The sequence below is a fragment of the Brevibacterium sp. LAARM3_SD1 genome, assembly GCF_057364765.1.
The window spans coordinates 132,939-156,051 of sequence record NZ_JBNFOL010000004.1 but is presented as its reverse complement, the minus strand read 5'-3'; the positions used below and the strand labels follow the sequence as shown (position 1 = coordinate 156,051).

Genomic DNA, 23,113 nt, shown 5'->3' with positions numbered 1-23,113 from the left:
GCCAGCGTCAGGCGTCGTGGGGCACGTGGAGGATCGAGATGGTCGCCAGTGAGTCACCGTCGTAGTTGAACATCACGTGCCTGCCGTTGGCGCTGTACAGGTCGAGATCCGAGCGGGAGTCGTTCGGCGTACCCAGCGCGGCATGTACGTCCTCGCGCGTGGTCGGGAAGGACAGTCCGTCGACGAGCTGATCGAGGCGCGGGTAAGGGCGACGTTCGCCGTCGCGCACGTGCACCAGGATGGCGAGGAGAACGTCATCGCGGTACTGCAGGTCCACCCCGCCGCTGTCGAACACGAGAAGTTTGCCGCCGCCGTCCGCAGCGTCGATGTCGTGCGAGTCGAGGCCAGGTCCGAGCAGATCGACCAGATCCAGCATGACCGGGTCTCCGTATGCCGAGCCCGCGGCATCGATCAGCTGCGAGATCCCACCCGTGATCGGCTTCCGCTCGGCGGCGAGCACGGACTCTGCCTGTTCGGCCTCGACCTGCGTTGCAAAGTCCTGCCGCTGTGCGTTGATGCGCAGAACACACTCATCCCGAAACTGGATGTTCACGAACGCATCGCCCGCCGGATAAAGAAGGTAACGCTTCTTGTTCTGTCGAGGCGTGCCCAGCTGATCGATCACCTCGTCCCGGCTCATGCCGAACCTGATGCCCTCCACCAACGCGTCAGGATGCGCGTAAGCCGCATACTTCTCACTGTCGCGCAGGTGGAAGAACACGGTGTCGACGATGCCGTCATGAAGCAGGAAGTCAACGCCGCCCGTGGCGAAGATCAGGTACTTCTCGTGCACGCCAGTCGACGTGTACTCCTTGAGCGTGAACTTGGTGCCGACGGCCTCCATCGCCGCGATCATCTCTTCGGAGCCGTCCGACGATCCGATCGCGTCGAGATAGTGAAGGATCTCGCCTGTGATCGGCTTCGGCTCGGCGGCGAGCACAGATTCCGCCTGCTCGGCCTCGGCCTGAGCCAGCAGGTCGAACCGCTGTGCATCGATGGCCGAGATCCGTTCGTCGTCGAGCTGGATGTTCACGAATGCATCGCCGGCCGGGTACAGGAGGAAGTGCTCCCTGTCCTGACGCGCCGGGCCGAGCAGGTCGATGACCTCAGCCCGGGGCATTCCCGGCGCGAGCCCGTCGACGAGAGCCTCGACGTGCGCGTAGGCGGCGTACTTCTCACTGTCGCGCAGGTGGAAGAACACGGTGTCGACGATGCCGTCGAGGAGCAGGAAGTCGACGCCTCCCTTGGCGAAGATCAGGTACTTCTCGTGCACGCCGGTCGACGTGTACTCCTTGATCGAGAACTTCGTTCCCACGGCTTCCATCGCCGCGATCATCGCGTCAGAGCCGTCTTCGGACCCTATCGCCGCCAAGTAGGTGTGGATCTTCCCACGGATCGCTGCCTTCACGTGCTGTCCTCCATGTTCGAGTGCCTGCTGCGGGTCGTGAGGCCAAACTCGGCGGTGCGTTCCGGCCGTGAGAGGCGTGCATGTGGCGTCAGCCGTCGCAGGGCGGAAAGGTCTTGCGCCATGCTATCAGCACCACGCGGCCCGCGGAGCGTGCGTGCGCCAACGAATCGACCCAGCTGGGCCTGCGGTGGCCAGCGGGTGACGACTGGAGGCTGCACGCCGTCACGGCCCTCCGCGACGTGATGTTTCTCGGTGTGGCGACGTGGTTGAATTCAGATTCAATGTGTAGTTGCCCGACGCCGGTTGTGACGCGATGACCGCGGAACTCGCGGAGTGACGTCAGGAGTGCTTCGCGACGTACCGTTCCATCCGCTCCAGAATGCTCTTGCGGTGCGGGAGGGGGCGTGTCATTCCGAGAGGTTCGCGTCCGTTGGTCGCCGATGTCGTGAAGTCCAGCGGTCCGGGCTGCTCGAACCAGAGGTCGTAGATCGGCTGGAGTTCCTCGTCGGTGTGCTTCATCCACAGCACCTCGCAGAACACGAGGCCGCCTTGCGAGCTGACCGCGTTGACGTCGGATCCGAGGTCGATGAGTCTGCGTGAGATGCGCGTGTCGTCGTCGATCCGGCGCTCGACCTGCCCGAACAGGACATGAAGCGCGGTGCGCCCCTCGGAATCCGGTGTCCAGGGTCGTGCACCTTGGTCGAGCAGCCACGCCATCGATGAGTAGCGAGCGTCGAGGTCATGGTTCGAGAGCGTGTCCATCATCCATGACATGCCGTTCTCGTGCGGCACCGTGACATCCACGCCCTGCTCCTGGGCCGCGGCGATGAAGTCGGCGGTCGGCTTCCGGTCAGCGATCGTGCTCGGATCCCTCATGCTGACGTGTGACTCCCCGCCTTCTCTCAGGCGACTCGGGGCCGAGCCCGACGTTGACGTACGTCATTCAATCAGGCCTGGGCGCGGTGTGGTGGGGACCCGAGGTGGGGCAGTCCATCAGGCGTCGCTCTTCAGCAGGTCATCGAGGTGGACCCCGACGTCGTCGAACGGCTCGAACCACTCGCGAACGAGGTCCATGCCGAGCCTGTCGCGCTTCTGCAGGGCGAAGGCGGTCACCTCTATCAGGCCCATTGATTTATCCAGGCGGACATGTCCAGAGTCCGCGATTGCAATGAGGACTGGTTTCAGGTCGACATCGACGCGCTTACGGATCTTGCTGGCCTCGGCCGCCGACGGTGCGTTGATCGCTGCTCGCATCACGGGTCTGCGCGTCGGGAACTCAGCAACGCTGCGCTTGGCGATCCGCGTCCAGGACTCGCCCGTGATCGTCGGAACGACCTGGAAGAAGCGCTCGACGGCGGGATCGAGCTGAATCGGCGGCATAGCTATCTCCTGGCTCTCAGAGCATGGTGGTGAATTGGTCGGCTCTCCTGCGACTATTGCTGGCTACGAGGTCGTCACACACCGGCCCAGGTGGTGCGATCCGGCACCTCGTCCCACCGGTGCGCGGCGAGCCGCGCGTCGTCGACGTGCTCGAAGATGGGCGCGCCGCGGATACACAGGCCCCAGTAGAGCAAGCGGTCGCACTCGGAGCACTCCAGGTAGCTGACGACCGTGTACTTCATGTCCGCGGCGAACAGGTCGAGCATGTCGACCAGCGGCACGTCGCCCGCGACTTCCCGCATCCGGCCGCCGGCGACACGCTCGCGCAGTGCTGCGGTGGTGGCCGTGATCTCGATGTCGTGCGGCGGGGTACTGTCCGACCGCACGAGGGCCGTGTCGCAGGTCGGGCACTGCGCTGGGGGTCTCGCCATCACGATTCCGCCGGAGCGTCGTCGACGAGCCGCATCGCCTCGCGGACCAGGCGCGGCGTGCGAAGCTCTGCCCGGAGCCGGGCAAGGGTGCCCTCATCCCCGACCGCGCCACGCAAGTCGAACAGCAGGTGGTCGCGTTCCCGCATCGCCGCGCGGCTGACATCCGGGTCGAGAGCGCTGATCCGGGTGAGGAGATCCTCGACGCCGCGGTGGTCCTCGGTCGGTGGACGCGGGGACTCGGAGGCGACGGCTGCGACGAGGGCATGCAGCTCGCCGACCTCGTCGAGCACGCCGGCGGCCTCGCCCGAGAACAGGGCGTGCAGGTCGTCGTAGCCGTACGCGGGCGGCTCGAACGCGTGACGGCGGAACGCGTCGCCGATGCGCTTGTCGTCGCAGACCTCGACCGCGGCTCGCCATCCCTCGCGCACCGCCAACGAGCGGATGAGCTGTTCCTTCAACCGCCGCATCTCGACGCGGTCCTGCCGTGCGTCGCAGCGACTCCAGAGCCGCAGGAACGACAAGGCATCGCCGTTCGCAGCGTGGTACGCGGCGATACTGCGCCACCCGAGATGCCCGGATCTCGGAGTCACGTCGCCGATGCGTGCGGCCGTCCGCTCGGCCGCGGTCACGTCGTCGGCCCCCAGGTGCACCTCTACGAGGTGGACCAAGAGATCACGAACCACGAGGTCGCGGTCCTTCGCCGGAAGGTCGGACTCCGCCGCCGTGGTGATCAGGAACTCGGCGTCGTGCCAGCGGTCGAGAACGCCGTCCCTCAGCAGCCTGAGTACCACGGCCGGCAGGCCCGCGCGGTACATCACCCTGCCGCCGCGCGCGTGCTCGTGGCCGGCCGGAAGTGCAGCCTCGAGGGCTTCGACGGCCGGGACCAGGCCCGTCGGCAGCGGGTACGGCGGGGAGCGGAACGCCACGCGCTCCTCTTCCGACCAGGGGAAGTGCATCGCGAGGGCGGCGATGTCTTTCAGATCCATCCCCGCTACGTCCTCGCTCGAGATCGACGGGGCGGTGTGTTCGGGCCCGTCGAGCATCTGCGGCATGGTCACGAGAAGTGAGGTGAGGTGGTCCTGCGGCTCCTCACGGATCGTCATCAGGACTCGGTGTGTGTCATTCGGCCGCCACCACAGGATCTTGGTCGCTTCCATGGCCGTGGCGAGCGCCGCCAGGATCGATCGCGGGTCGGGGCTGTCCGCCGTCCGGTCGAACGCAGGGACCGTGGAGACCTGGAGTTCGTGATGCGATCCCCAGCGCGCGTCCAGGGCAGAGACGGCGGGCGGCGTTTCCTGCCGCAGCGTGGCCAGGTCCGCGTCGTCGCCGAGCACCACCAGGTGGAGGATGCCCCAGTTGGTCTGCCCTTCGTACCCGTCGAGCCGCCACTCGACCCTCTTGGGCGGTTCATCGTCGTCCGGCCAGGGCAGGTCGACCATGCGTTCCGCGAGCATTGCGACGGTTGCCGCGCTCAGCGGCTGTTCATCGTCGGCTTCCCGCCGGGTGTGCTGCAGATCGACCGCGCAATAGTGCAAACGACCGGCGTACGAGAACGTCAGCGCCACCTGCTGATCGCTGCCCACCGGCGTGGTGGTGACGGTGAACAGCTCAGAGTTCGCGAGTTCTTCCAGGGCCGCGTGGGGAGGTGCGTCCTCGCCCTCGTCAGAGAGGAGCCAGGCGATCCATGCCGGGGCGTCCCAGCCTTGCTCGTGCACGATGTCGTGGAGCTGGGCGATCAGTTCCTCGGCCGCCTGAGAGAAGGCGACGGAGTCTCGCGGTCTCACAGCTTGCCCTGGAACAGGGACTGCCGTGTGGCGGTGTCGAAGATCGCGACGATGTGATCGCCTTTCGCGAGCGTCACCGTCGTCGACCGCAGGGAGAGAGCTCGGGCGATGGCAGGACGCAGTTGCAGCATCTTCCACACCGGGATAGCGACCATCTCGTCAGCCGTGGCCTCGTTCTTCGACCTCGGCGGAGAGGCATCGACGAACCACCCGGTGCTGTTCTCTGCGCGATCATCCGAGCGGACGAGTGAGACGAGTTCGGAGGTGTCCCAGCCGTCGATGCAGAACACCAGTTCGTCCCATCTGACGTCCTCGGGTTTGATGCCGACGGTCCGGGCTGTGGTCAGCAGGCCCACGGTCATCTGGATCATCAGGGTGAGGTCGTCGGAGTCCGCGGTCCGCGGGTCGTTCTGGAAATCGCGCGTGAAGATGGTGAAGCCGTCGTCCTCTTCGCGGAGCCACAGCGGTGCCCACCCGATATGCAGGCTGAAGCCGTGACGCCATTCCTCCGCCACGCCCTCGAACTGGCTGATGAGGCCTCTGAGCTGTGGCTCCAGTTCAGCCGATGCGGTGGCGCGGATCTGGGTGCCCGTCCGGTCGGAACGGAGAGTTGTCATGGCGCTGTTCGTCGAGGTCATCCGGAACTCTCTCGGGCTCGGCGATGCCGACGTCCCGTGTCGTCGTGGGGCCCGCCGTGGGGCAAGCGCCTGCGGCGTCGGTCGTCGCAGGACAGAGGGATCTCGCGCGATCCTATCACTGCTACGCGGCCCTCGGAGCGTGGGCGTGCCGACGAAGCGCACCACCCTCCGCGACGCGATGTTTCTCGGTGTGGGGATGTGGTGGAGTTCCGCTTTTCAAACTAACGTCTGGTGAGGTCTGACGGGCAACGGCTGCACATTGCCACACTCCACGTCCCCGTCGATCGGGACGTCGAGCCGTCCGAGCGCATCTGCGACGGCCTAGTGTTGAGTTAGGCACTCTGTACGCGCGGCGCGAATCCTGCCCGCTGGCACGGCGTTGGTTTGATCGAAGAAGGTCTTTTGTCTACCTCCTGAACCGCTGTGCCTCTCCGAAGCTCGTGGCACTCGCCTACTGCAGCTTCTCAACCCTGCTCAACCGGCCGAGCCATTCGATGAGGAGCTGGGTCTCCGCCCTGCCGAGGACATCTGGTTGTGCTGCAGCGAGCTCGATGGCAGTGGTGAGCGAGTCGTTGGCTCGTGTTCCCTTGCCGGTGATCGACGAGATAGCGCCTTCACGGACAGTTTGAGACAGGGCAGGATCCGGCGCTGCCAGGATGATCTGGCGCAGGGTGACGCCGATGTTGGTCACTAGGATGTGCGCGGCAGCCTGCTCAGAGGGCACCAGAAGCCTGCCCTGTTCGGCGGCCCGCGCCGTGAGCGCGCGCAGGATCTCGCTGGGACGGAACTGCGCCTCGGGGGAGTGCCCAGGGCGGACCTTCCCGTACATCAGAGTGTAGAACCCGGGGTTGGCCAGACCGAAGGCGACGTGGGCATCCCAGCCGGCACGGATGTCCTGGATGGGATCGCCCGAGGACTCCATCGACGACTTCTCGTTCAGGTAGAGGTCGAACCCGTGCTCGATGACAGCGTCGATCAGCCCTTGCTTGGAGCCGAAGAAGTGGTAGAGCGTCGGCATCTTCACCCCGACTGCGTCGCACACCGCGCGCAGGGAGAACTCCTCGCCAGGAGAGGCGGCGATGAGGTCGGCGGCTGCCGCTGTCAGTCGCTCCCGTGTATCGCTTGTCGGTGCTCCTGTCATAGTGCTACGTTAGCTTATGTATCAGAGTAATACTGTTGCATACCAACGATATGGAGGGCTGTCATGGCCGATCACACGCTCAACGGCAAGAACGTCCTGATCGCGGGCGGCGCGAAGAACCTCGGCGGGCTGGTTGCTCGTCAAGCAGCCGAGGCCGGCGCGAACGTCGCGATCCACTACAACTCCGACTCCAGTCGCGCCGACGCCGAGCAGACGCTGGCCGCCGTCGAAGCGGCTGGAGGCAAGGGCGCGGTGTTTCAGGGGGACCTCACGGTTCCGGCGAACGTGGCCGAACTGTTCGCCGACGCTGAGGCGGCTCTGGGGACGATCGATGTCGCGGTGAACACGGCGGGCAAGGTCCTGCGCAAGCCGATCGTGGAGACCACCGAGGACGAGTACGACTCGATGTTCGACATCAACTCCAAGGCCGCTTACTTCTTCATCAAGGAAGCCGGCAAGAACCTCGCCGACGGCGGCAAGATCATCACCATCGTCACCGCGCTGCTGGCCGCGTTCACCGACGGCTACTCCACCTACGCCGGAGGCAAGTCGCCGGTGGAGCACTTCACTCGCGCCGCGGCCAAGGAGTTCGCCGACCGAGGCATCTCCGTCACCGCGATCGCGCCCGGTCCGATGGACACGCCGTTCTTCTACGGCCAGGAGACCCCGGAGCGGGTCGAGTTCCACAAGTCGCAGGGTATGGGCGGTCAGCTCACGAAGATCGAGGACATCGCCCCGATCGTCCGCTTCCTCGCCTCCGAGGGCTGGTGGATCACCGGCCAGACGATCTTCGCCAACGGCGGCTACACCACCCGCTGAGCTCGACCCTACGAAATAAGGAGCGCCCCATGGCAGCACTCACCATCCCCGAACCCGTGGCCTCGTTCATCACCGCGGTCAACGACCACGACGAACAAGCCTTCCTCGACGCCTTCGCTCCTGACGGGACCGTCGACGACTGGGGCCGCGACTTCACTGGGCGCGAGCAGATCAAAACCTGGAGCGACAAGGAGTTCATCGGTTCGCGCGGCACCCTCGCGGTCGAGGAGGTCGACATCGCCGCTAGCACGATCACCGTCATCGGCGACTGGCGCTCCAACCACGCGAACGGCCGCTCGAAGTTCGTCTTCGACGTCGACGGCGACAAGCTCGCGAAGATGACGATCCGCGAAGGCTGAGAGCCGGCACGAGCGTCTCGAGCGGGCATCCAGCCAGTTGGACGCCCGCTCGTCGCTGTCGTCTTCGAGGCCCCCGCACCACACATACGAGGTTCACCAACCATGACTACCGTCCCGCTCGCCCGCATCGGGCACCGTCGATCCGAGGTCGGCCCCGTCGAGCTCTTCTTCGACCTGGTCTACGTCTTCGCCATCATCCAACTCTCGCACCTGCTCATCGAGCACCTCTCCTGGGAGGGCGCTGCCCAGACCATCGTGGTGTTCGCCGCGGTGTGGTGGGGCTGGAACTACACCGCCTGGGCGATGAACTGGCTGGATCCGAGCCGCACCCCAGTGCAGCTGCTCTCCGGGGTGCTCATGCTCGCCGCACTGGGCATGTCGATCGCTATACCCAGCGCCTTCGGCGACGGAGCCTGGCTCTTCGTCGGGTGCTACCTGTTCATGGGCCTCCTTCGTCCGGTCTTCATGATGATCACCTACCGCGGCCACCAGCTCGCAGCCAACTACCGCATGCTGCTGCTGTGGACCCTGCTGGCCGGCATGTTCTGGGTCCTCGGTGCGGCACTGCCCCTCGAGTGGCGGCTGGGTCTCTGGTTGATCGCGGTGCTCATCGACTACGCGGCCCCGCTCGCCCACTACCGGATCCCCGGTATCGGCGCAGCCCCCATGCACCAGTGGGACACCGACGCCGAGCACCTGGCCGAGCGCAACCGTCTCGTCTTCATCATCGCCCTCGGCGAGTCCATCCTGCTCATGGGCGGCAGCATCGTCTCCCACGGGCAGCTCACCCCCGGCCTCGCTCTGAGCTTGATCGTCGGCTTCGCGTCCCTGTTCGTGCTCTGGTGGAACTATTTCGCCCTCGCTGGCCCTGATACCCACGGCGGGGACTCGTCAACTGGGGCTCTCCGATCGGCCTACGCCTATGCGCATGCTTTTATGGTCTTGGGCGCGATCCTCGTCGCCGTCTCCATCGAGCTGCGACTCTCCCATGATCACCTCACGCCCGCAATCGTTGTCGTGACGGCCGCAGGTCCGCTCGTCTACCTGGCGGGGAACCTGTTGTTCCTCCGGTCCCGGTTCGGACGCCTCGCGCGGTCCCGGTTCATCGCAGCAGCCGTGCTGGTGGGGATCATGATCGCCGCGATGCTGCTGATCGATCATCTGCCGGTGATTGCGTTGAGCGTCGCCGTGCTCGCCGTGACGGCGGTTCTCGCCGCCCATACCGCGTACACGACAGCAAAACGGTCGGCGCTCGAATAACTGGTGATTACCTCGCAATCTTTCACGTCGGATTCTTCTGCGCCCGATCGCGGTGCTCAGGAGCGAGCGACGCGCTTTGCTTTTCAACTGCGATCCTCGGTCATAGCTGGCCGACCGCATCGCGGCGAGAATGCTCCTTTGCGTCGCCGGTGGCTATGCGCACCTGGTCTCGGCCGTGCACTGTACGAACGGATCAGAGCAACGCTCTGACCCGCGGGATGATTAGCGCTGGCAACTTGACTACTCATCGTCAGAGGTTGGTTTGTAGCGGAACTCGGTGGAGTTCCGGATTAACGTCTAGCGTTAATGACGGTATCCGTTATACGCTGGTCTCGTGATCAGATCGTTCGGCAGTAAGGACACCGAACGCATCTGGCATGAGCAGTACGTCAAGGGTGTCGATCGGACGGTGCAGCGGGCGACCCTGCGCAAACTCGAGCTGGTTCACGCGGCGAAGGATGTCGAGGATCTGCGAATCCCGCCGGGGAACCGGCTGGAGAGGTTGGCCGGAGATCGTCGTGGTCAGCACAGCATCCGGGTGAATGCCCAGTGGCGGATCTGCTTCGTCTGGAGAGATGGAGGTGCAGAAGATGTCGAACTCGTCGACTACCACTGAGGCCGACCTGATCGAGCCGGTCCACCCGGGGGAGATCCTGATGGCGGACTTCATCGAGGGCTTCGGGATCACACAGAACAAGCTTGCTGTGTCCATCGGTGTGCCGCCGCGCCGGATCAATGAGATCGTGCACGGCAAGCGGGGGATCACCGCTGATACGGCGATCCGACTGGCGCGATACTTTGGGACGTCCGAGGAGTTGTGGATGAACCTGCAGTCGAACTACGAGCTGCGGCTCGAGCGTCGGGCGCTGCGCGACAAGGTTGCTGCGATCACGCCGCTGAAGGTCGCGTGACGCGTGCCAGAAGTCGCGATCGACGTCGTTGCGCACGATGAACTAGCCTCCCGCGACTTTGCGTCGCTTCGCCGGCTCTTCGACGCCGAGTACCAGGATGACTTCGGTGAGTGGAACCCCGATGCGCCGTATGGGTATGCGCCGCACACCGTCCACGTATTCGCTCGGCGTCACGGCGAAGTCGTCGGTCATGTCGGATGGGCGAGGCGGACGGTGGCTGTCGGTGGCGTTGAGGTCGAGATCGCCGGCGTTGGTGGCGTACTGATCTCTGATGACGTGCGCGGTGAGCGCGCAGGAAGTCGACTGATGGGCAAAGCGGCCGAGTCGATGAAGACGGCGGGTGGTATCGGTTTCGGATACCTCGGGTGCCGTGAGGAAGTCGTGCCCTTTTATCGTTCCTGCGGCTGGTCGCGGATTTCGGCGGCCGAGCGCTCGATCGATCGGGAGGGGCGGCTGATCGACGACCCGCCCGGGCAGCCTCTGCTGATCCTGCCGGTGGAGAGTACCGTCGCCGCTTGGCCGGTCGGCACAGGCGACCTGCGTGGTCGCGCGTGGTGAACCGGAACGAAAGGTTGGTATGTACCGGAACTCGGTGGAGTTCCGCTTCAACGTCTGAGGCCCATACTCTTGACTCTTCCTATAACCGGAAGATATCTTCGTGTTCTATGAAGAACATGGCAGCGCAGCTGACGCCTTTCGTGCGCTCGGATGCAGTTGGGGCGATTCTGGCTGAGACTCTCGGACACCCCGGTCGGGAGTTTACGTTGGCCGAGCTTGGGCGGCGGACAGATACGAGCGGTCCGGTCGTGCATCGCGAAGTCGGGCGATTGGTCGAATCGGCCGTGCTTTGTGACCGGTACGAGGGGCGAAACCGTCTCGTGAGTGCGAATGCCGACCACCCATTGTTCGCTCTGATGCGAGATCTGATCGCTGCGACCTACGGTCCTGTGCCGGTATTGCGTGAGCTCTTTGAAGGGGTCGACGGGGTGGAGGAGCTGCTCATCTATGGATCCTGGGCCGCGAGACGGTCCGGAGAGAGCGGCGCGTTTCCCAACGACTTAGACGTCCTTGTCGTTGGCGACGCACCGCGGAGGGTGCTCACGGAACTGGCCGCGGAGGCAGGTGACCAACTAGACCTTCCGGTCAACGTCACGCGCATAGCGCCGGTCGACTGGGATTCGGAAGAGTCGTCGCCTTTCCTCTCGACAATTCGTTCGCGCCCGCTCGTCGATGTGAGGTCCGGCGAGATCGTTGACTGACATCGTCGATCAGATGCTCGCGAACCGGAGACTGGAGCGAGTAGAGAAGAATCGCGAGCATGCGCTGGCCGTGGTCGAAACCAGTGAGCGTCATGTCCGAACGGCTGCGCTGCTTGCTGATACAGACGATCACGCGATGGCGTTCACGGCGGCGTACGATGGTGCGCTCAAAGCGCTCGTCGCGGTTCTTGCTGCTGAAGGGCTTCGTGTCCGACCTGTCGGCGGAGCTCATCGCAACACCGGGATCGCGGCAGCAGGTTTCGTCAAAGACTGTGCCTTGGGCGAGTTCGAATGGATGCGACAAGTGCGCAACGCGACAGAATATCCAGACGACGATCGGCCGACAGCGACGAACCAAGACGTGGCTGAAGCGATCGCCGCGGCCGTTCAGATCGTCGATGTCTGTGCCGAGTACGTGCGTCGCGACGGCTAGTCGACGAATTTGGGTGCAGTTATTCGCTCGCATCGGCTTCGACAACCTCAGTCTGCAGACCTACCTCACCGCCGGACCCAAGGAATCGCGCGCGTGGACGATTCCGAAGGGCGCCGCCGCCCCCTAGGCGGCCGGAGTCATCCATACCGACTTCCAGAAGGACTGCATCATGTTCGACGGCGACGTGGTTGAGGTCCGCTTCGACGTCTAGCGCTGCTGCCTGACTCCGTCATGCGCTGAGTTCGAAATCAGATCACTCCGCGATAAGGAGACTGATCGCATCTGGTCTGAGCAGTTACGACAAGCGCATTGATCGTGCAGTGGCGGCCCTGCTTCGTCTGGAGAGATGGAACTACAGACAATGTCGAGCTCGTCTACTAACGCTGAGGGCGATCTGATCGAGCCCATCCACTCGGGAGAGATCCTGATGGAGGAACTTCATCGAGGGGTTCGGGATCACGCAGAACAAGCTCGCCATGTCGATCGGAATGCCGCCGCGACGCATCGACTAGCTGCGTCGTGAGCGGCGGACGCTGCGCGACAGGATCTCTGCGATCACACCTCTCGTAATCGCACAGCCGTTCGACTCGTCGTGGAATCCGGTCTGCCGAAGGTTCCGCTTCAACGTCTGAGGCAAGCGTTAATAGGTGGGCGCTCCCCGTTCGGCCCGGCGTCCGCGGCAGAGGCTGGGGCACTGTGGCAACGACAGCTTGAGCTGTCCTGCACTTCCTAGGCTCATAACGCCAGAATAGTCGCGGAGAGGCCCGACGGCTGGGGACATGTGCGGATGGAGTGCGGCGGCGATCAGCCCCTTGACAGTTCCTCGCGGACGATCGCTGTTCCCGCACTCAAGGCGCTCATCTTCGCGAGGGAGACGTCGCGCGCGAAGGGGGCCATGCCGCAGTTCGTGCTTGGAATGAGCTTGTCCGCGTCGGCGAAATTCAGTGCCTTGCGCAAAGTGGCGGCGACCTCTTCGGGTGTCTCGATGGTCTCGTTTGCCACGTCGATGGCGCCGAGCATGACCTTCTTGCCGCGGATCAGTTCGATGAGGTCCATCGGGACATGGGAGTTGTGGCATTCGAGTGAGACGATGTCGAGGCTCGAGCGCTGCAGGAGCGGGAACGATTCCTCGTATTGGCGCCACTCGGACCCGAGAGTCGTTTTCCAGTCGTTGTTCGCCTTGATCCCATAGCCATAGCAGATATGTACCGCGGTCTCGGCCTGCAGACCTGCCGCTGCTCGTTCGAGCGCGGCGACTCCCCAGTCCTTCATCTCCTCGAAGAAGACATTGAATGCGGGCTCGTCGAACTGGATGATGTCCACCCCCGCCGCCTCCAGATCCTTTGCCTCCTGATTGAGGACCGTGGCGAATTCCCAGGCCAGCTTCTCGCGGCTCTTGTAGTGGTCATCATAGAGTGTGTCGATCATCGTCATCGGTCCCGGCAGCGCCCACTTGATCGGCTGATCGGTCTGCCGGCGGAGGAACTTCGCATCGTCGACGAACACCGGTTTCTCACGGCTCACGGCGCTGACGACTGTGGGAACGCTTGCGTCGTAGCGATCGCGGATTCGAACCGTCTTACGCTTCTCGAAATCGACTCCGCTGAGATGCTCGATGAACGTCGTCACGAAGTGTTGGCGGGTCTGCTCTCCGTCGCTGATGATGTCGATGCCGCGGTTGGTCTGCTCATGAGTCGAGATGCGCAGAGCATCGTGCCTGCCCTCGGCCAAGGCATCGCCCTGGAGGTTCCAGGGGGACCAGAGAGTTTCGGGTTGCGCGAGCCAGGACGGCTTCGGCAGGCTGCCGACGATTGAGGTGGGCAACAGCGGCTGCGTCATCGTTTCTTCTCCTGAGGTCATGCGGCTGGGACGGGTCGGTCGGAAGCCCACTGTTCGAGCATCTCTCGGTGCGGGTTGACGAAGAACTCCTCCGTGAACTTCCCCTGTCTCATGCCGAGCTGGCTGCGTTCGACACGATCATATGAGACAGGCATCTCCGAGAAGTCGTGCCGGTCCAGCGTCGGCCGGTAGACCTCTCCGGCGGCGGTATTCGCGTTGTAGATCTCGGGCCGATAGATCTTCTGGAAAGTCTCCATCGTGCTGATCGTGCCGATGAGCGCCAGATCGGAATAGTCGCCGAGGAGGTCGCCGCGATGGTAGAAGGCCAGCGGTGCGACGCTGCCCGGCGGCATGAAATACCTCACCTGGAGTCCCATCTTCGCGAAGTAGTCATCTGTCAGCGAGTACTCGTCCTGCTGGTATTCGAACCCGAGAATCGGGTGGTGATTCTCGTTCGACGGTACGACTTGCTCGTGGAGACGCTGATGCAGATCACGGGTGCCGTCTGGAACCGTTCCCGATAGGCAGCAGAATCGAGGAAGTGTTGGAACAGTTTGCCATGCAGATCACCGAAGTCATCGGGGACCGTGAACTCGGTTGCGGCCTCATTGGCAGCCGGCAGCCGCACGCTGAAATCGAAATCGCGGACGAAGGACGAGAAATTGTTCCCCACGATCCCGGGGTGACGTTTTCCGGTCTGTCTGTCGATGATCTGGATATCCAGGACTTCGAGCAGGGGGAACTCCTGTTCCCGGCCGCCAGTGGTGAAGTGAAGTCCTCCGGAGACGATGTCGAGTTCGAGGACATAGCGATCCCGGTCGGGATTGTCCCAGGACGCGAGTTCGTTGAAGCGGCGATGGATGATGCTCAGAGCAGTGCGGAGGTTCTGCCGACGGTCCTCGCCCCTGGCGAGGTTGGCGAAGTTCGTCGTCGCTCGGGTGCTCTCCGATGGCGAGTAGTCCTCGTCGAATCGAGTCGTGGTGATGCTGAATGAGAACTCAGGTGTCATGGACGTCCAATTCGGTGGGTGTTCGGCCGGTTGCGGTCGTTTGCATATCTGTGATCCATCCTGCCCGTCCCCGGCGGTTATCGGGTAACTCGGGGGAACTATGGATTCCTATAGCCTTAGACTATGTCTCGAGGTCTGAAGAACATCACGCTGCTGCAACTCCAGTACTTCATCGAGGTCGCCTCGGAGGGGTCGTTCACCGCCGCAGCCGATCTCCTCTATGTCTCCCAGCCGACCATGTCTGCCGCGATGAAGGACCTGGAGACTCGTGTGGATCGCGCTCTGCTCATCCGATCCGCCCGCGGGGTGACTTTGACTGACGACGGTGTGGAGTTCCTCGGCTATGCCCGGCAGGTCGTCGAACAGGTGGAACTCCTCGAACAGCACTACTTAGGGCGCCCCCCGTCACGGCGTCTGCTCGGAGTCTCGGCGCAGCACTACTCGTTCGTCGTCGATGCTTTCGTTCGGATGGTCAAGGCCAGCGATGCTGCCGAGTACGAGTTCTCACTGCGAGAGACGCGTACCTGGGACATCATCGAAGACGTTCGCACGCTCCGCAGTGAGCTCGGCATCCTCTACCGCAACGATTTCAACAGGAAGGTCATCGACAAACTGCTGCGAGACTCCGGGCTTGCGTTCCACCCGCTCTTCCTCGCCTCTCCGCACATCTTCATCTCTCGTACGAACCCGCTTGCCTCCCGCCACCGCGTCACCCTTGACGATCTCGCCGCCCTGCCGCGGCTCACTTTCGACCAGGGGGCGAACAACTCGTTCTCCTTCGCCGAGGAGATTCTCTCCACCCTGTCGAGCAAGCAGGAGATCCGGGTTTCTGACCGTGCGACCATCTTCAACCTGATGATCGGACTCGACGGCTACACCATCTCGACGGGCATCATCAGCGACGATCTCGATCCGGCCATTGTCGCGATTCCACTCGAGGTCGAGGAACGCATCGAGATCGGCTGGATCGGTCATTCCGGGATCCCGCTGACCGAACAGGCGCAGCGCTACCTCGACGAAGTGCGGGCCGTCGTCGGCGGTTTCGGCATTGCGCTGCTCGACCGGCCTTGACCGAGGGCAGCGCCGAGGCGGTTCCCTCGACCCACGAGATCGTCAGTTCGTCAGCGCTCCCTCGGCAAAGGCCGCCGACGCCGCTGTGCGGCAGACGCTCTGCTGTGGCATGTTTGAGGAGCACCGGAGTCGGGCTAGTCGATCCGCGGTGGAAGATCAACTGATGACGCCTCGCACGATCGATGTCGTCGCTCGTCAGGATCCCGCGTCAGCTGATCTGACCGAGTTCCGGCCGATGTTCAACCGAGAGAACTCGATGGTTCCGGCGAGTGGGTTTACGAATAGCCGTACGGCTAGTCTTCGCTTGGTCTCCACGTCAAGGCGCGGATCGAACAGTGCGTGCGGGATCGGTGGCGGGTATGGCAGCTGGTGAGTGGTGGCAGGCCGACGACTCGCCGCGCCCCTCGCTTGAAGACCACCTCGGTGCAGGGGCCGTGCTCTCTGGGGTTGCAGATCGCGGCATCCGCGAGGCGATGAGTCCTGTAGCCTCAGCTGCCGCCGACCTAGTCGAGGCAGCGAGGCCACGTCTGACTCTGGCCCTAGCCGAATGCGTCAGGGCTCGAGAGCTGGGAGCGATGGGATTTCACTCCGACGTTGAAGCGGCACCCTCGTCGGACGTCTCAGGGGTGAAACTCAGATTCGACGTCTAGTGGACGGTGACCGTGTCGGCGTCGGCCACCCATTTTTCGTCGTCCACGACGACGCGCTCGATTCGGCGTCCGCCGATTTCGGACGCGGAAGCGGCGAAGTCCGCGAGGGTGACCGGCTCGGGCAGCGTCAGGTCGATCGGGCCCTCAAATGGTTCGACCATCTTCTGAAGCGGATTCCGCCTGGGCAGAGCGGCGTCTGTGCCCGCGATCCCTCGCGTGCGACCCATTTGGCCGATCAAGGAGCCCGCGTCCGGCAGGGGTTCTCCTCCAGGAGTATCGCGGCTCCGAGCAGTCGCTGGCCCTGTGCCAAACCGGAACGGATTCCACTTGTCGCTCAGGGGCACGACGCCGGCGTATTGGTCCCCGACTTCACAGCAGAAGACTTCCAATCACTTGCCCGCGACAATGCTCTCGTCCTCAAACACGGGGCCGACCGCCTCGAGCCGACAATGACCGCCGAACAGCATTCCAGCTCGGTGGGATCTGCCGATCGTCAGCGTGCCCGACTAGCCTCGCGACATCGACGAGGCTGACTCAGTGCAGGGATTCTCTGCTGACCTCGGCTGCCCTCCCACGGCCGTGGGCGCAGGCCGATTCATCTGGGTTGTGAGAATCGGACTGCGTTAGAGTGGCCCCTGGCGTCAGGAGGTGACCGCCACGATGAGATCTGCTGCAGCGGGAATCTCAACCCGACAGGTCGGAAAGCGAGGACCGAAGGTGACAGCCAGCAAGCGTTCGTCACAGCCCGCGGTGCCCCAACGCGCGGCCAATACAGTTCGGGCAACGGGCGTCCTCCTCGCGCTCGTGTTCGGTGCGATCGCTGTAGTCAACGGCCTGGCATCGCTCATTCCCGGGCTTGGCCCGGTCAGTTCCGCTGCGGCCCGGTTTGCGCCGACGATTGCGCCGATGGCAACTGTGGTCGGAGCGATTGTGCTTGGGTTCGGAATCGTCTGGCTGCGCCGAGGCCGTCGATGGACCGGAGCTGCAATGACAGGATTCGGAGTGGTGAGCACGATCGCGAATCTGGCGGTCGTCATTGTGCTCCTCGTTGCCATCACCTCGGCCGGTGGTTCGGTGAACCTGTTCACGGCGACGTTCGGGCTCTCGGCGATCGACTCGGCATCGCCTGACCGCAAGGAAGTGTACGACCAATCCAGCTCAGGCGATGACCTCTCCGTATCGATCTACGAACCGGAGAGAGCGAAGGGTTCAGCTCCGACGATCATGTACGTCCACGGCGGCGGTTGGATCGCAGGCGAACCGAACGCATCGAGTTCAGAGCTCCGTGAACTCGCTGATCATGGCTACCTGGTCGTATCGGTCGAATACGAACTCGCCACCCTGGATAACGCAACCTGGCAGAGCGCACCGTCGCAGGTCGCATGTGCGGCAAGCTGGATTCAGACCCACGCCGACACGATCGGTGCAGATACCGATCGTCTTGCGTTCTGGGGCGAGAGTTCGGGCAGCAACATGGTCGCCAATACCGCCGGTGCCGCAGCGCAGGGCGACGCCGAATCGTCCTGCGGTGGGACGGTTCCGGTTCCGGCGGCGGTCATTGCCGACTACCCCGCGTTCGACGTGACGGGTCTCTACGAGAACGCCCCCACCGGGCCAGGCGCGGGATCCGGCACGCGCCTGTTCGCGACCAGCTACACGGGTGGCACACCAGAGGAATATCCGGAACGCTACTCAGTGGCCGATTCCGTCACGCATCTGAAAGCACCCGCGCCGCCGATGCTTATGATGACAGCGATGCGCGATGACGTGATCACCCCAACCGACCAGCTTTCATGGGCCGAATCAGCCCGAAGCCGCGGAGTCGACGTCAAGACCGTGAAAGTTCCCCTCGCCAATCATGCGTACCCGCAGAAGGCGAAGAACTCAATCGGCAGCCAGGGACATCTGAGCATCGCAGAGGCCTACTTATCCGAGCAACTTCGCTAGCCACAGGTCTGTTGTGGACCTCAGCTGCCCTGGCGGGGAGGCGTCGATGCAGGTATCGTGGAAACCGGCAGCCACGTACGGTTGTCAGCACTTCCAGGTACCTAAGCCTGAATCATTGTGGAGAGCTCCGGTCGGCCCGGAACATGTCCAGATGGGGTGCGGCGCATTCTTGCGCCGTCTTCAACCGCCGGTGCGACACACCGGCTGACGTAAGGACATGACATGACGACCAAAGACGAGAAGAACCTGTCCCAGGTGACCGCCAAGATCGCGAAGATGGACGAGCCGGAGCGATCGCTCATGCAGCGAGCGCACGAGATCATCGTGACCGTCGCCCCGAGTCTCAAGCCGCGGATCTGGTACGGCATGCCGGCCTATGCTCTGTCCGCGAGCACTCCTGCACTGGTGACACTGCGCAATGACGAGCGGGTCAACCTGGCCCTCACGGAAAAGGTCGAACTCACCCCAGCCGGTGGTTCCGACGGAACGCTGATGCCCGCCGCGTGGTACTTCGAGACCATCGACGAGGCCGCCGAGAAGCGCATCGCCGAGATCGTCAGGACGGCAACCTCCTGACGCTGACGATCGCCGGGGCTGAGCCCGCAGACGTCACTTCGTGCGATGTCTGTGTCCGGGGCTCGGCCGCGCGGTCGGCGCTGAGCGTCTGAGTTCCGATTGGCTATGGTGGTGCTTGAAGGGAAAGCAGTCCCATCTGCCATAAGTCTGAGGAGTGATCGACATGAGTTTCTCTGTCTACCTGTCCGGTGAGATCCACACCGAGTGGCGCGATGAGATCAAGCGCGGCGCCGAGGCAGCGGGTCTCGACATCGAATTCACCGCACCCGTGACCGACCATCCCGCCAGCGATGCTGCTGGTGACCACCTCGGCGAGAACGACAGCTCCTACTGGCGCGACCACCAGTCGTCCAAGGTCAATGCCATTCGCACTAGGACGCTGATCGCAAAGGCCGATCTGGTCGTCGTGCGTTTCGGGGATAAGTACAAGCAATGGAACGCCGCCTTCGACGCCGGCTACTGCGCAGCACTCGGCACACCCTATGTGACCCTTCACGATGCCGACATCGTGCATCCGCTCAAGGAAGTCGATGCCGAAGCCAAAGCCTGGTGCCAGACAACCGATCAGGTGGTCGAAACCCTGAAGTATGTCCTCAGAGACTGATCCTCAAAAAGGCTGAGCTCGACGAGCTGAGGCCGCGAATGACCGGATGGGAACCGATCGTTCGCGACCTCTGGCCTTGCGCGTCGTGACGCTATGGCAAGGGATGATCGCCCTTGATCTTGAAGAAAGATCCCCGGATCTCCCCGGCCAGTTTCGACTTCTGACGGGCGAACTTGAACGCCGACAGCTCGGGCGGCACGTCCATGCCCTCCGAGAGTTTGAAACCGACGGCGCGCTTGCCATCCTCGGCCAGGGTCCACAGTACGTTGATCGCCAGACCGGACTGATAGAAGACGTGCACCCAGTAGATGCCGTCGATATCGTTGATGCTGATTTCGAGCGCGGGCGAGGTCGGAACGATCTCGCGTTCGGACACGAGGATCTGCTCGACCCAGTCCAGAACGTCCTGTGCTTCAGCAGCCGGGGCCACGGTGAACGTGTGCTTGTACTTATCGGAGAAGTACCGTGCCTCGTTGGCACGTAGGCCCGCCAGCGCCTCGGCGACGGGGGAGGACTCGAGACCTTCGGTGGAGACCTCGGTGAATGACACGGCTTCGAACGGCATGGATCAAGAATATGCCCGCTGTGATTGGATGAGGAGCATGGAACCTCAAACTGATCTCAATGATGATGACCGCAGATTCCTCACCCGGTGCGTCGACCTGGCTCGCGAAGCCCTTGATGCCGGAGACGAACCATTCGGGTCCGTGCTCGTCGACGCCGACGGTCGTGAACTCTTCGCCGACCGCAACCGGGTGGCCGGCGGCGACCACACCCGTCACCCCGAATTCGAAATCGCTCGCTGGGCAGCCGACCATCTCACACCCCAGCAGCGAGCCGAAACCGTCGTCTTCACCTCCGGCGAACACTGCCCGATGTGCTCAGCGGCGCACGCGTGGGTGGGCCTCGGCCGCATCGTCTACGCCAGCAGCAGCCAGCAGCTGAGCGCCTGGCACAAGGAATGGGGTCTGGCCCCCGGTCCCGTACTGCCGCTGCCCGTTCAGGACGTCGCCCCGGGAATCGAAGTCGCCGGACCCGATCCGGAATTGAGCACCCAGGTGCGGAATCTGCACGCCCGTCTGCACGAAGTCGATGCCTGAGATCCGCGGTACAGTATCTGCATCATCTGCATCTCAGCGATTGTTCTGCCCGCACCGAAATCACGGGGCCGGCAGCGAAACTGACAAAGGAGTCCGGCCTTGGCCCTGCATGAAATCACGTTCCCCTCGAGCAACGATCGCGACACGATCAACGCGTGGCTCCACACTCCCACGACGGCGCCAACGGCATCGTGCAGATCATCCACGGCCTCGGCGAACATTCCCGCCGCTACCTCCACCTCATCAGCACCTTGCTCGATGCCGGCTTCGCCGTCGTCGCCAGTGACCACGCAGGGCACGGGCGCACTGCCATGGAGTCGGGTGTCTGGGCCGACGCCGGAGACGAGGCCGCGCGCGTCGTCGTCGACGACGAGGTGACTCTGCAGGCGAAGGCGCGTGAGATCCTGCCCGGACTACCCTATATCGTCTTCGGCCACAGCTGGGGGTCGATGATCGCCCGGTCCATGGCATCCCGCCCTGAAACCGAACTCACCGGGCTGGCGCTGTGCGGAATCGCCGCGCAGATGAAGGGAATCGAACAGACCATTGACCGCGCTGAACTCGCCGAGGCGGCCGCTGGCGACCATCGTGCGGAACCTGCCGCAGACCATCTGGTGGGACAGCTCTTCGACGGGTTCCTCGACCGCTGTGGTCCCGATGCAGGACCCACCGCATGGGTTGCCCTCGACGAAGCGGTCGTCGCCGATCACGGCCGTGACCCGTTCAACAACTTCGGTGCCCCGATGAGTGCGCGATTCCTGCAGGGATTCGTCGACATCTACGACGAAGCCAATGCCGATTCCTGGTATGCGACGATCTCAAACGATCTGCCGGTGCTCATCCTCGCGGGTGACCAGGATCCGGTTGCGAACTACGGCGAAGGCGCTTACCACGTGGCCAACAGGCTGCGCGAGGCCGGTCACGCCGACGTGCGCACACGAGTCTTCTCAGGAGTCCGGCACGAAGTCCACAACGAATCGACGACTCGCGCCGAGGCGGAAGCGGAGATTGTTGGTTTCGCAACCCGCGTCGTCGCAGGTTAAAGATCGAGGCTGACCCACCATGATGATTCCGTCTGCCGAGGACCTGTCGAACATCATCGATGCTGTCGCGTCCTGGCAGCGCGAGGGGCTGCCCGTCCAAGTCCATCCAGGCGACCTCGGTTGGTATCAGCGCTTCGGCTCGCAAGCGCTCGCCTCGGCGTTGCGGGTATGGACGCGCGACGGTGAGATCGCAGCTGTCGGATTCCTCGACGAATCCGAACTCATCCGTATGGCGATCTCGCCTGACCATGCCTCGGATGAAACCCTCGCCGAGGCGGTCGTGACGGATCTCGAGACCACGCTGTCCGATCTCCTCCCACCGGGGACAGGAATCGTCGAGGCTCGCTTCGGGGCCGAGTTGCAGCACACCCTCACCCAGGCGCGATGGACACCCGACGAACCCTGGACCGTCCTGCACCGCGCACTGTCAGATTCTGTCCCGCCGACCTCGTTGAGGTTCGAGACTGTCGAAGCGGATGGCATCGCTGACCGGATCAGCGTCGAATCCGCCGCATTCCCCGGCGCATCACTGACCGCTGAGCGATGGCAGCTGATGGCTGCAGGACACGCCTACCAACAGGCTCGGTGCCTCGTCGGCTATTCCACGGACGGTGCTGCCGTCGGCGCCACCACCGTCTGGTCCGCTGGACACGGTCGCCCCGGCATCATCGAACCTCTCGGAGTTCATGGTGACCACCGCGGCCACGGGTATGGCACGGAAATGGCGCTCGGTGCTGCAAGCGCACTGCGGTCGATGGGAGCGTCGAGTGTCAACGTGGCCACCCCGTCGTCGAACACCGCCGCCGTCGCCACCTATCGAGCGGCCGGGATGGACAGCCTCGGCGAGGTCAGGGACTTCCGCCGCCCTTGACCGGCGTTGGAGAACAGGCCGGCGCGGCGTTGGAGATCAGGACAGCCGACGTCGGAGGTCAGGCCGGAGCGCCGGCGATGAACGCCGCCTGCGCGACGTGCTGAATCGCATCATCGATGATCGAGACCATGCGGACGCCGCGAGTGACTGCCGGCGTCCAGTTCTCATCGATGATCTCGTCGAAGTCGTCCTCCGACAGCGTCTCCAGGTACTCGGTGAACGCGTTCAATGTAGCGTTGAGATAGGCGACGAGCAGCTGCTGATCGTCGACGCGGATCTCGGCTGCCTGTTCCGGGGTGTGCCCGAGCCCGAACCCATCGCCGGCCTCGTCGAGGTTGAAGCGCTCACGGAAGTCCTCCCACTGTTGAGGGCCTCCGGTGAGGTCGGAGAGCTGGACGTCGATCTCGCGGCCGCTGTGCCACAGCAACCATGCGATGGAGTTCGGATGACCGCCGAGGTGGCTGTTGAGTTCCTCGGGGGAGAGGTCGGGCAGCGCCTGCGCCGCTTGGAGGGGGCGCTGGGACAGGTCGGTGAGAATCTCAATGCTGTTCATGTCGCCCATTGTGCTCTTCGCAACCAT

General features: G+C 63.7%; 26 protein-coding genes and 3 pseudogenes. 17 read left to right on the top strand and 12 right to left on the bottom strand.

Annotated features, from left to right (window positions below):
* Window positions 1-7 precede the first annotated feature (7 nt).
* From AC2W7L_RS03710 to AC2W7L_RS03680, 7 genes are all read right to left on the bottom strand, one after another.
* Window positions 8-1,408, bottom strand: coding sequence for a hypothetical protein (locus AC2W7L_RS03710; RefSeq protein WP_486003323.1), 1,401 nt, complete (start codon window positions 1,406-1,408; stop codon window positions 8-10).
* Window positions 1,409-1,747: 339 nt separating this feature from the next.
* Window positions 1,748-2,284, bottom strand: coding sequence for a hypothetical protein (locus AC2W7L_RS03705; RefSeq protein WP_486003322.1), 537 nt, complete (start codon window positions 2,282-2,284; stop codon window positions 1,748-1,750).
* Window positions 2,285-2,401: 117 nt separating this feature from the next.
* Complete coding sequence (locus AC2W7L_RS03700) at window positions 2,402-2,788, bottom strand: hypothetical protein (protein ID WP_486003321.1); 387 nt, start codon at window positions 2,786-2,788, stop codon at window positions 2,402-2,404.
* Between the two features lie 74 nt (window positions 2,789-2,862).
* Window positions 2,863-3,174 (bottom strand): hypothetical protein, encoded by a 312-nt coding sequence (locus AC2W7L_RS03695; protein ID WP_486003320.1) that lies wholly within the window; start codon window positions 3,172-3,174, stop codon window positions 2,863-2,865.
* A 44-nt stretch (window positions 3,175-3,218) separates the two neighbouring features.
* Complete coding sequence (locus tag AC2W7L_RS03690; protein WP_486003319.1) at window positions 3,219-5,003, bottom strand: hypothetical protein; 1,785 nt, start codon at window positions 5,001-5,003, stop codon at window positions 3,219-3,221.
* A complete protein-coding gene (locus tag AC2W7L_RS03685) occupies window positions 5,000-5,620 on the bottom strand; it encodes a hypothetical protein (protein WP_486003318.1) in 621 nt (206 codons plus the stop codon). The genes AC2W7L_RS03690 and AC2W7L_RS03685 overlap by 4 nt, the downstream gene beginning before the upstream one ends.
* A gap of 472 nt (window positions 5,621-6,092) precedes the next feature.
* Complete coding sequence (locus AC2W7L_RS03680; protein ID WP_486003317.1) at window positions 6,093-6,782, bottom strand: TetR/AcrR family transcriptional regulator; 690 nt, start codon at window positions 6,780-6,782, stop codon at window positions 6,093-6,095.
* A 63-nt stretch (window positions 6,783-6,845) separates the two neighbouring features.
* Here AC2W7L_RS03680 and AC2W7L_RS03675 point away from each other — a divergent pair, with 63 nt between their 5' ends.
* The 10 genes and pseudogenes from AC2W7L_RS03675 to AC2W7L_RS03630 form a co-directional block, all read left to right on the top strand.
* Entirely contained in the window at window positions 6,846-7,601 is a 756-nt protein-coding gene (locus AC2W7L_RS03675) for an SDR family oxidoreductase (protein WP_486003316.1), read from the top strand.
* Between the two features lie 29 nt (window positions 7,602-7,630).
* Window positions 7,631-7,960, top strand: coding sequence for a nuclear transport factor 2 family protein (locus AC2W7L_RS03670; protein ID WP_486003315.1), 330 nt, complete (start codon window positions 7,631-7,633; stop codon window positions 7,958-7,960).
* Between the two features lie 102 nt (window positions 7,961-8,062).
* Window positions 8,063-9,220, top strand: a complete 1,158-nt coding sequence (locus AC2W7L_RS03665; RefSeq protein WP_486003314.1) for a low temperature requirement protein A — start codon at window positions 8,063-8,065, stop codon at window positions 9,218-9,220.
* 334 nt (window positions 9,221-9,554) lie between these two features.
* Complete coding sequence (locus AC2W7L_RS03660) at window positions 9,555-9,836, top strand: type II toxin-antitoxin system RelE/ParE family toxin (RefSeq protein WP_486003313.1); 282 nt, start codon at window positions 9,555-9,557, stop codon at window positions 9,834-9,836.
* A complete protein-coding gene (locus AC2W7L_RS03655) occupies window positions 9,811-10,131 on the top strand; it encodes a HigA family addiction module antitoxin (RefSeq protein WP_486003357.1) in 321 nt (106 codons plus the stop codon). The genes AC2W7L_RS03660 and AC2W7L_RS03655 overlap by 26 nt, the downstream gene beginning before the upstream one ends.
* A 3-nt stretch (window positions 10,132-10,134) precedes the next feature.
* Window positions 10,135-10,689 carry a GNAT family N-acetyltransferase gene (locus tag AC2W7L_RS03650; protein WP_486003312.1) on the top strand — a complete coding sequence of 185 codons (555 nt, stop codon included), beginning with the start codon at window positions 10,135-10,137 and terminating at the stop codon, window positions 10,687-10,689.
* Between the two features lie 107 nt (window positions 10,690-10,796).
* Window positions 10,797-11,390 (top strand): hypothetical protein, encoded by a 594-nt coding sequence (locus AC2W7L_RS03645; protein WP_486003311.1) that lies wholly within the window; start codon window positions 10,797-10,799, stop codon window positions 11,388-11,390.
* Window positions 11,383-11,823 carry a HEPN domain-containing protein gene (locus AC2W7L_RS03640; protein WP_486003310.1) on the top strand — a complete coding sequence of 147 codons (441 nt, stop codon included), beginning with the start codon at window positions 11,383-11,385 and terminating at the stop codon, window positions 11,821-11,823. The genes AC2W7L_RS03645 and AC2W7L_RS03640 overlap by 8 nt, the downstream gene beginning before the upstream one ends.
* 25 nt (window positions 11,824-11,848) lie before the next feature.
* A pseudogene (locus AC2W7L_RS03635) lies at window positions 11,849-12,034 on the top strand (DUF933 domain-containing protein); the annotation flags it as partial.
* A gap of 150 nt (window positions 12,035-12,184) precedes the next feature.
* Window positions 12,185-12,332 (top strand): annotated as a pseudogene (locus tag AC2W7L_RS03630) (helix-turn-helix transcriptional regulator); the annotation flags it as partial.
* 295 nt (window positions 12,333-12,627) lie between these two features.
* On the opposite strand, the gene AC2W7L_RS03625 reads toward AC2W7L_RS03630, so the two are convergent.
* Both AC2W7L_RS03625 and AC2W7L_RS03620 read right to left on the bottom strand, forming a co-directional pair.
* Window positions 12,628-13,662 (bottom strand): methionine synthase, encoded by a 1,035-nt coding sequence (locus tag AC2W7L_RS03625; protein WP_486003309.1) that lies wholly within the window; start codon window positions 13,660-13,662, stop codon window positions 12,628-12,630.
* Window positions 13,663-13,679: 17 nt separating this feature from the next.
* A pseudogene (locus AC2W7L_RS03620) lies at window positions 13,680-14,671 on the bottom strand (putative oxygenase MesX).
* A gap of 123 nt (window positions 14,672-14,794) precedes the next feature.
* Here AC2W7L_RS03620 and AC2W7L_RS03615 point away from each other — a divergent pair.
* Window positions 14,795-15,742: a LysR family transcriptional regulator gene (locus tag AC2W7L_RS03615; RefSeq protein WP_486003308.1), complete on the top strand. Its 948-nt coding sequence runs from the start codon at window positions 14,795-14,797 to the stop codon at window positions 15,740-15,742.
* A gap of 646 nt (window positions 15,743-16,388) precedes the next feature.
* Here the strand turns inward: AC2W7L_RS03615 and AC2W7L_RS03610 are convergent.
* Window positions 16,389-16,553, bottom strand: a complete 165-nt coding sequence (locus AC2W7L_RS03610) for a hypothetical protein (protein WP_240688457.1) — start codon at window positions 16,551-16,553, stop codon at window positions 16,389-16,391.
* Between the two features lie 643 nt (window positions 16,554-17,196).
* Between AC2W7L_RS03610 and AC2W7L_RS03605 the strand changes: the two genes are divergently transcribed.
* The 3 genes from AC2W7L_RS03605 (at window position 17,197) to AC2W7L_RS03595 (ending at window position 19,519) form a co-directional block, all read left to right on the top strand.
* Entirely contained in the window at window positions 17,197-18,339 is a 1,143-nt protein-coding gene (locus AC2W7L_RS03605; RefSeq protein ID WP_486003307.1) for an alpha/beta hydrolase, read from the top strand.
* A 222-nt stretch (window positions 18,340-18,561) separates the two neighbouring features.
* Entirely contained in the window at window positions 18,562-18,915 is a 354-nt protein-coding gene (locus AC2W7L_RS03600) for a DUF1801 domain-containing protein (protein ID WP_486003306.1), read from the top strand.
* Between the two features lie 163 nt (window positions 18,916-19,078).
* Window positions 19,079-19,519: a YtoQ family protein gene (locus AC2W7L_RS03595; protein ID WP_486003305.1), complete on the top strand. Its 441-nt coding sequence runs from the start codon at window positions 19,079-19,081 to the stop codon at window positions 19,517-19,519.
* Window positions 19,520-19,610: 91 nt separating this feature from the next.
* On the opposite strand, the gene AC2W7L_RS03590 is transcribed toward AC2W7L_RS03595, so the two are convergent.
* Window positions 19,611-20,084: a phage tail protein gene (locus AC2W7L_RS03590; RefSeq protein ID WP_486003304.1), complete on the bottom strand. Its 474-nt coding sequence runs from the start codon at window positions 20,082-20,084 to the stop codon at window positions 19,611-19,613.
* A gap of 37 nt (window positions 20,085-20,121) precedes the next feature.
* Between AC2W7L_RS03590 and AC2W7L_RS03585 the strand changes: the two genes are divergently transcribed.
* The 3 genes from AC2W7L_RS03585 (at window position 20,122) to AC2W7L_RS03575 (ending at window position 22,533) form a co-directional block, all read left to right on the top strand.
* Window positions 20,122-20,619, top strand: a complete 498-nt coding sequence (locus AC2W7L_RS03585; RefSeq protein ID WP_486003303.1) for a nucleoside deaminase — start codon at window positions 20,122-20,124, stop codon at window positions 20,617-20,619.
* A 155-nt stretch (window positions 20,620-20,774) separates the two neighbouring features.
* Window positions 20,775-21,662, top strand: a complete 888-nt coding sequence (locus tag AC2W7L_RS03580) for an alpha/beta fold hydrolase (RefSeq protein WP_486003302.1) — start codon at window positions 20,775-20,777, stop codon at window positions 21,660-21,662.
* A gap of 19 nt (window positions 21,663-21,681) precedes the next feature.
* Complete coding sequence (locus tag AC2W7L_RS03575) at window positions 21,682-22,533, top strand: GNAT family N-acetyltransferase (protein WP_062241949.1); 852 nt, start codon at window positions 21,682-21,684, stop codon at window positions 22,531-22,533.
* 58 nt (window positions 22,534-22,591) lie between these two features.
* On the opposite strand, the gene AC2W7L_RS03570 is transcribed toward AC2W7L_RS03575, so the two are convergent.
* Window positions 22,592-23,086, bottom strand: coding sequence for a mycothiol transferase (locus tag AC2W7L_RS03570; protein ID WP_135807646.1), 495 nt, complete (start codon window positions 23,084-23,086; stop codon window positions 22,592-22,594).
* Between the last annotated feature and the right edge of the window lie 27 nt (window positions 23,087-23,113).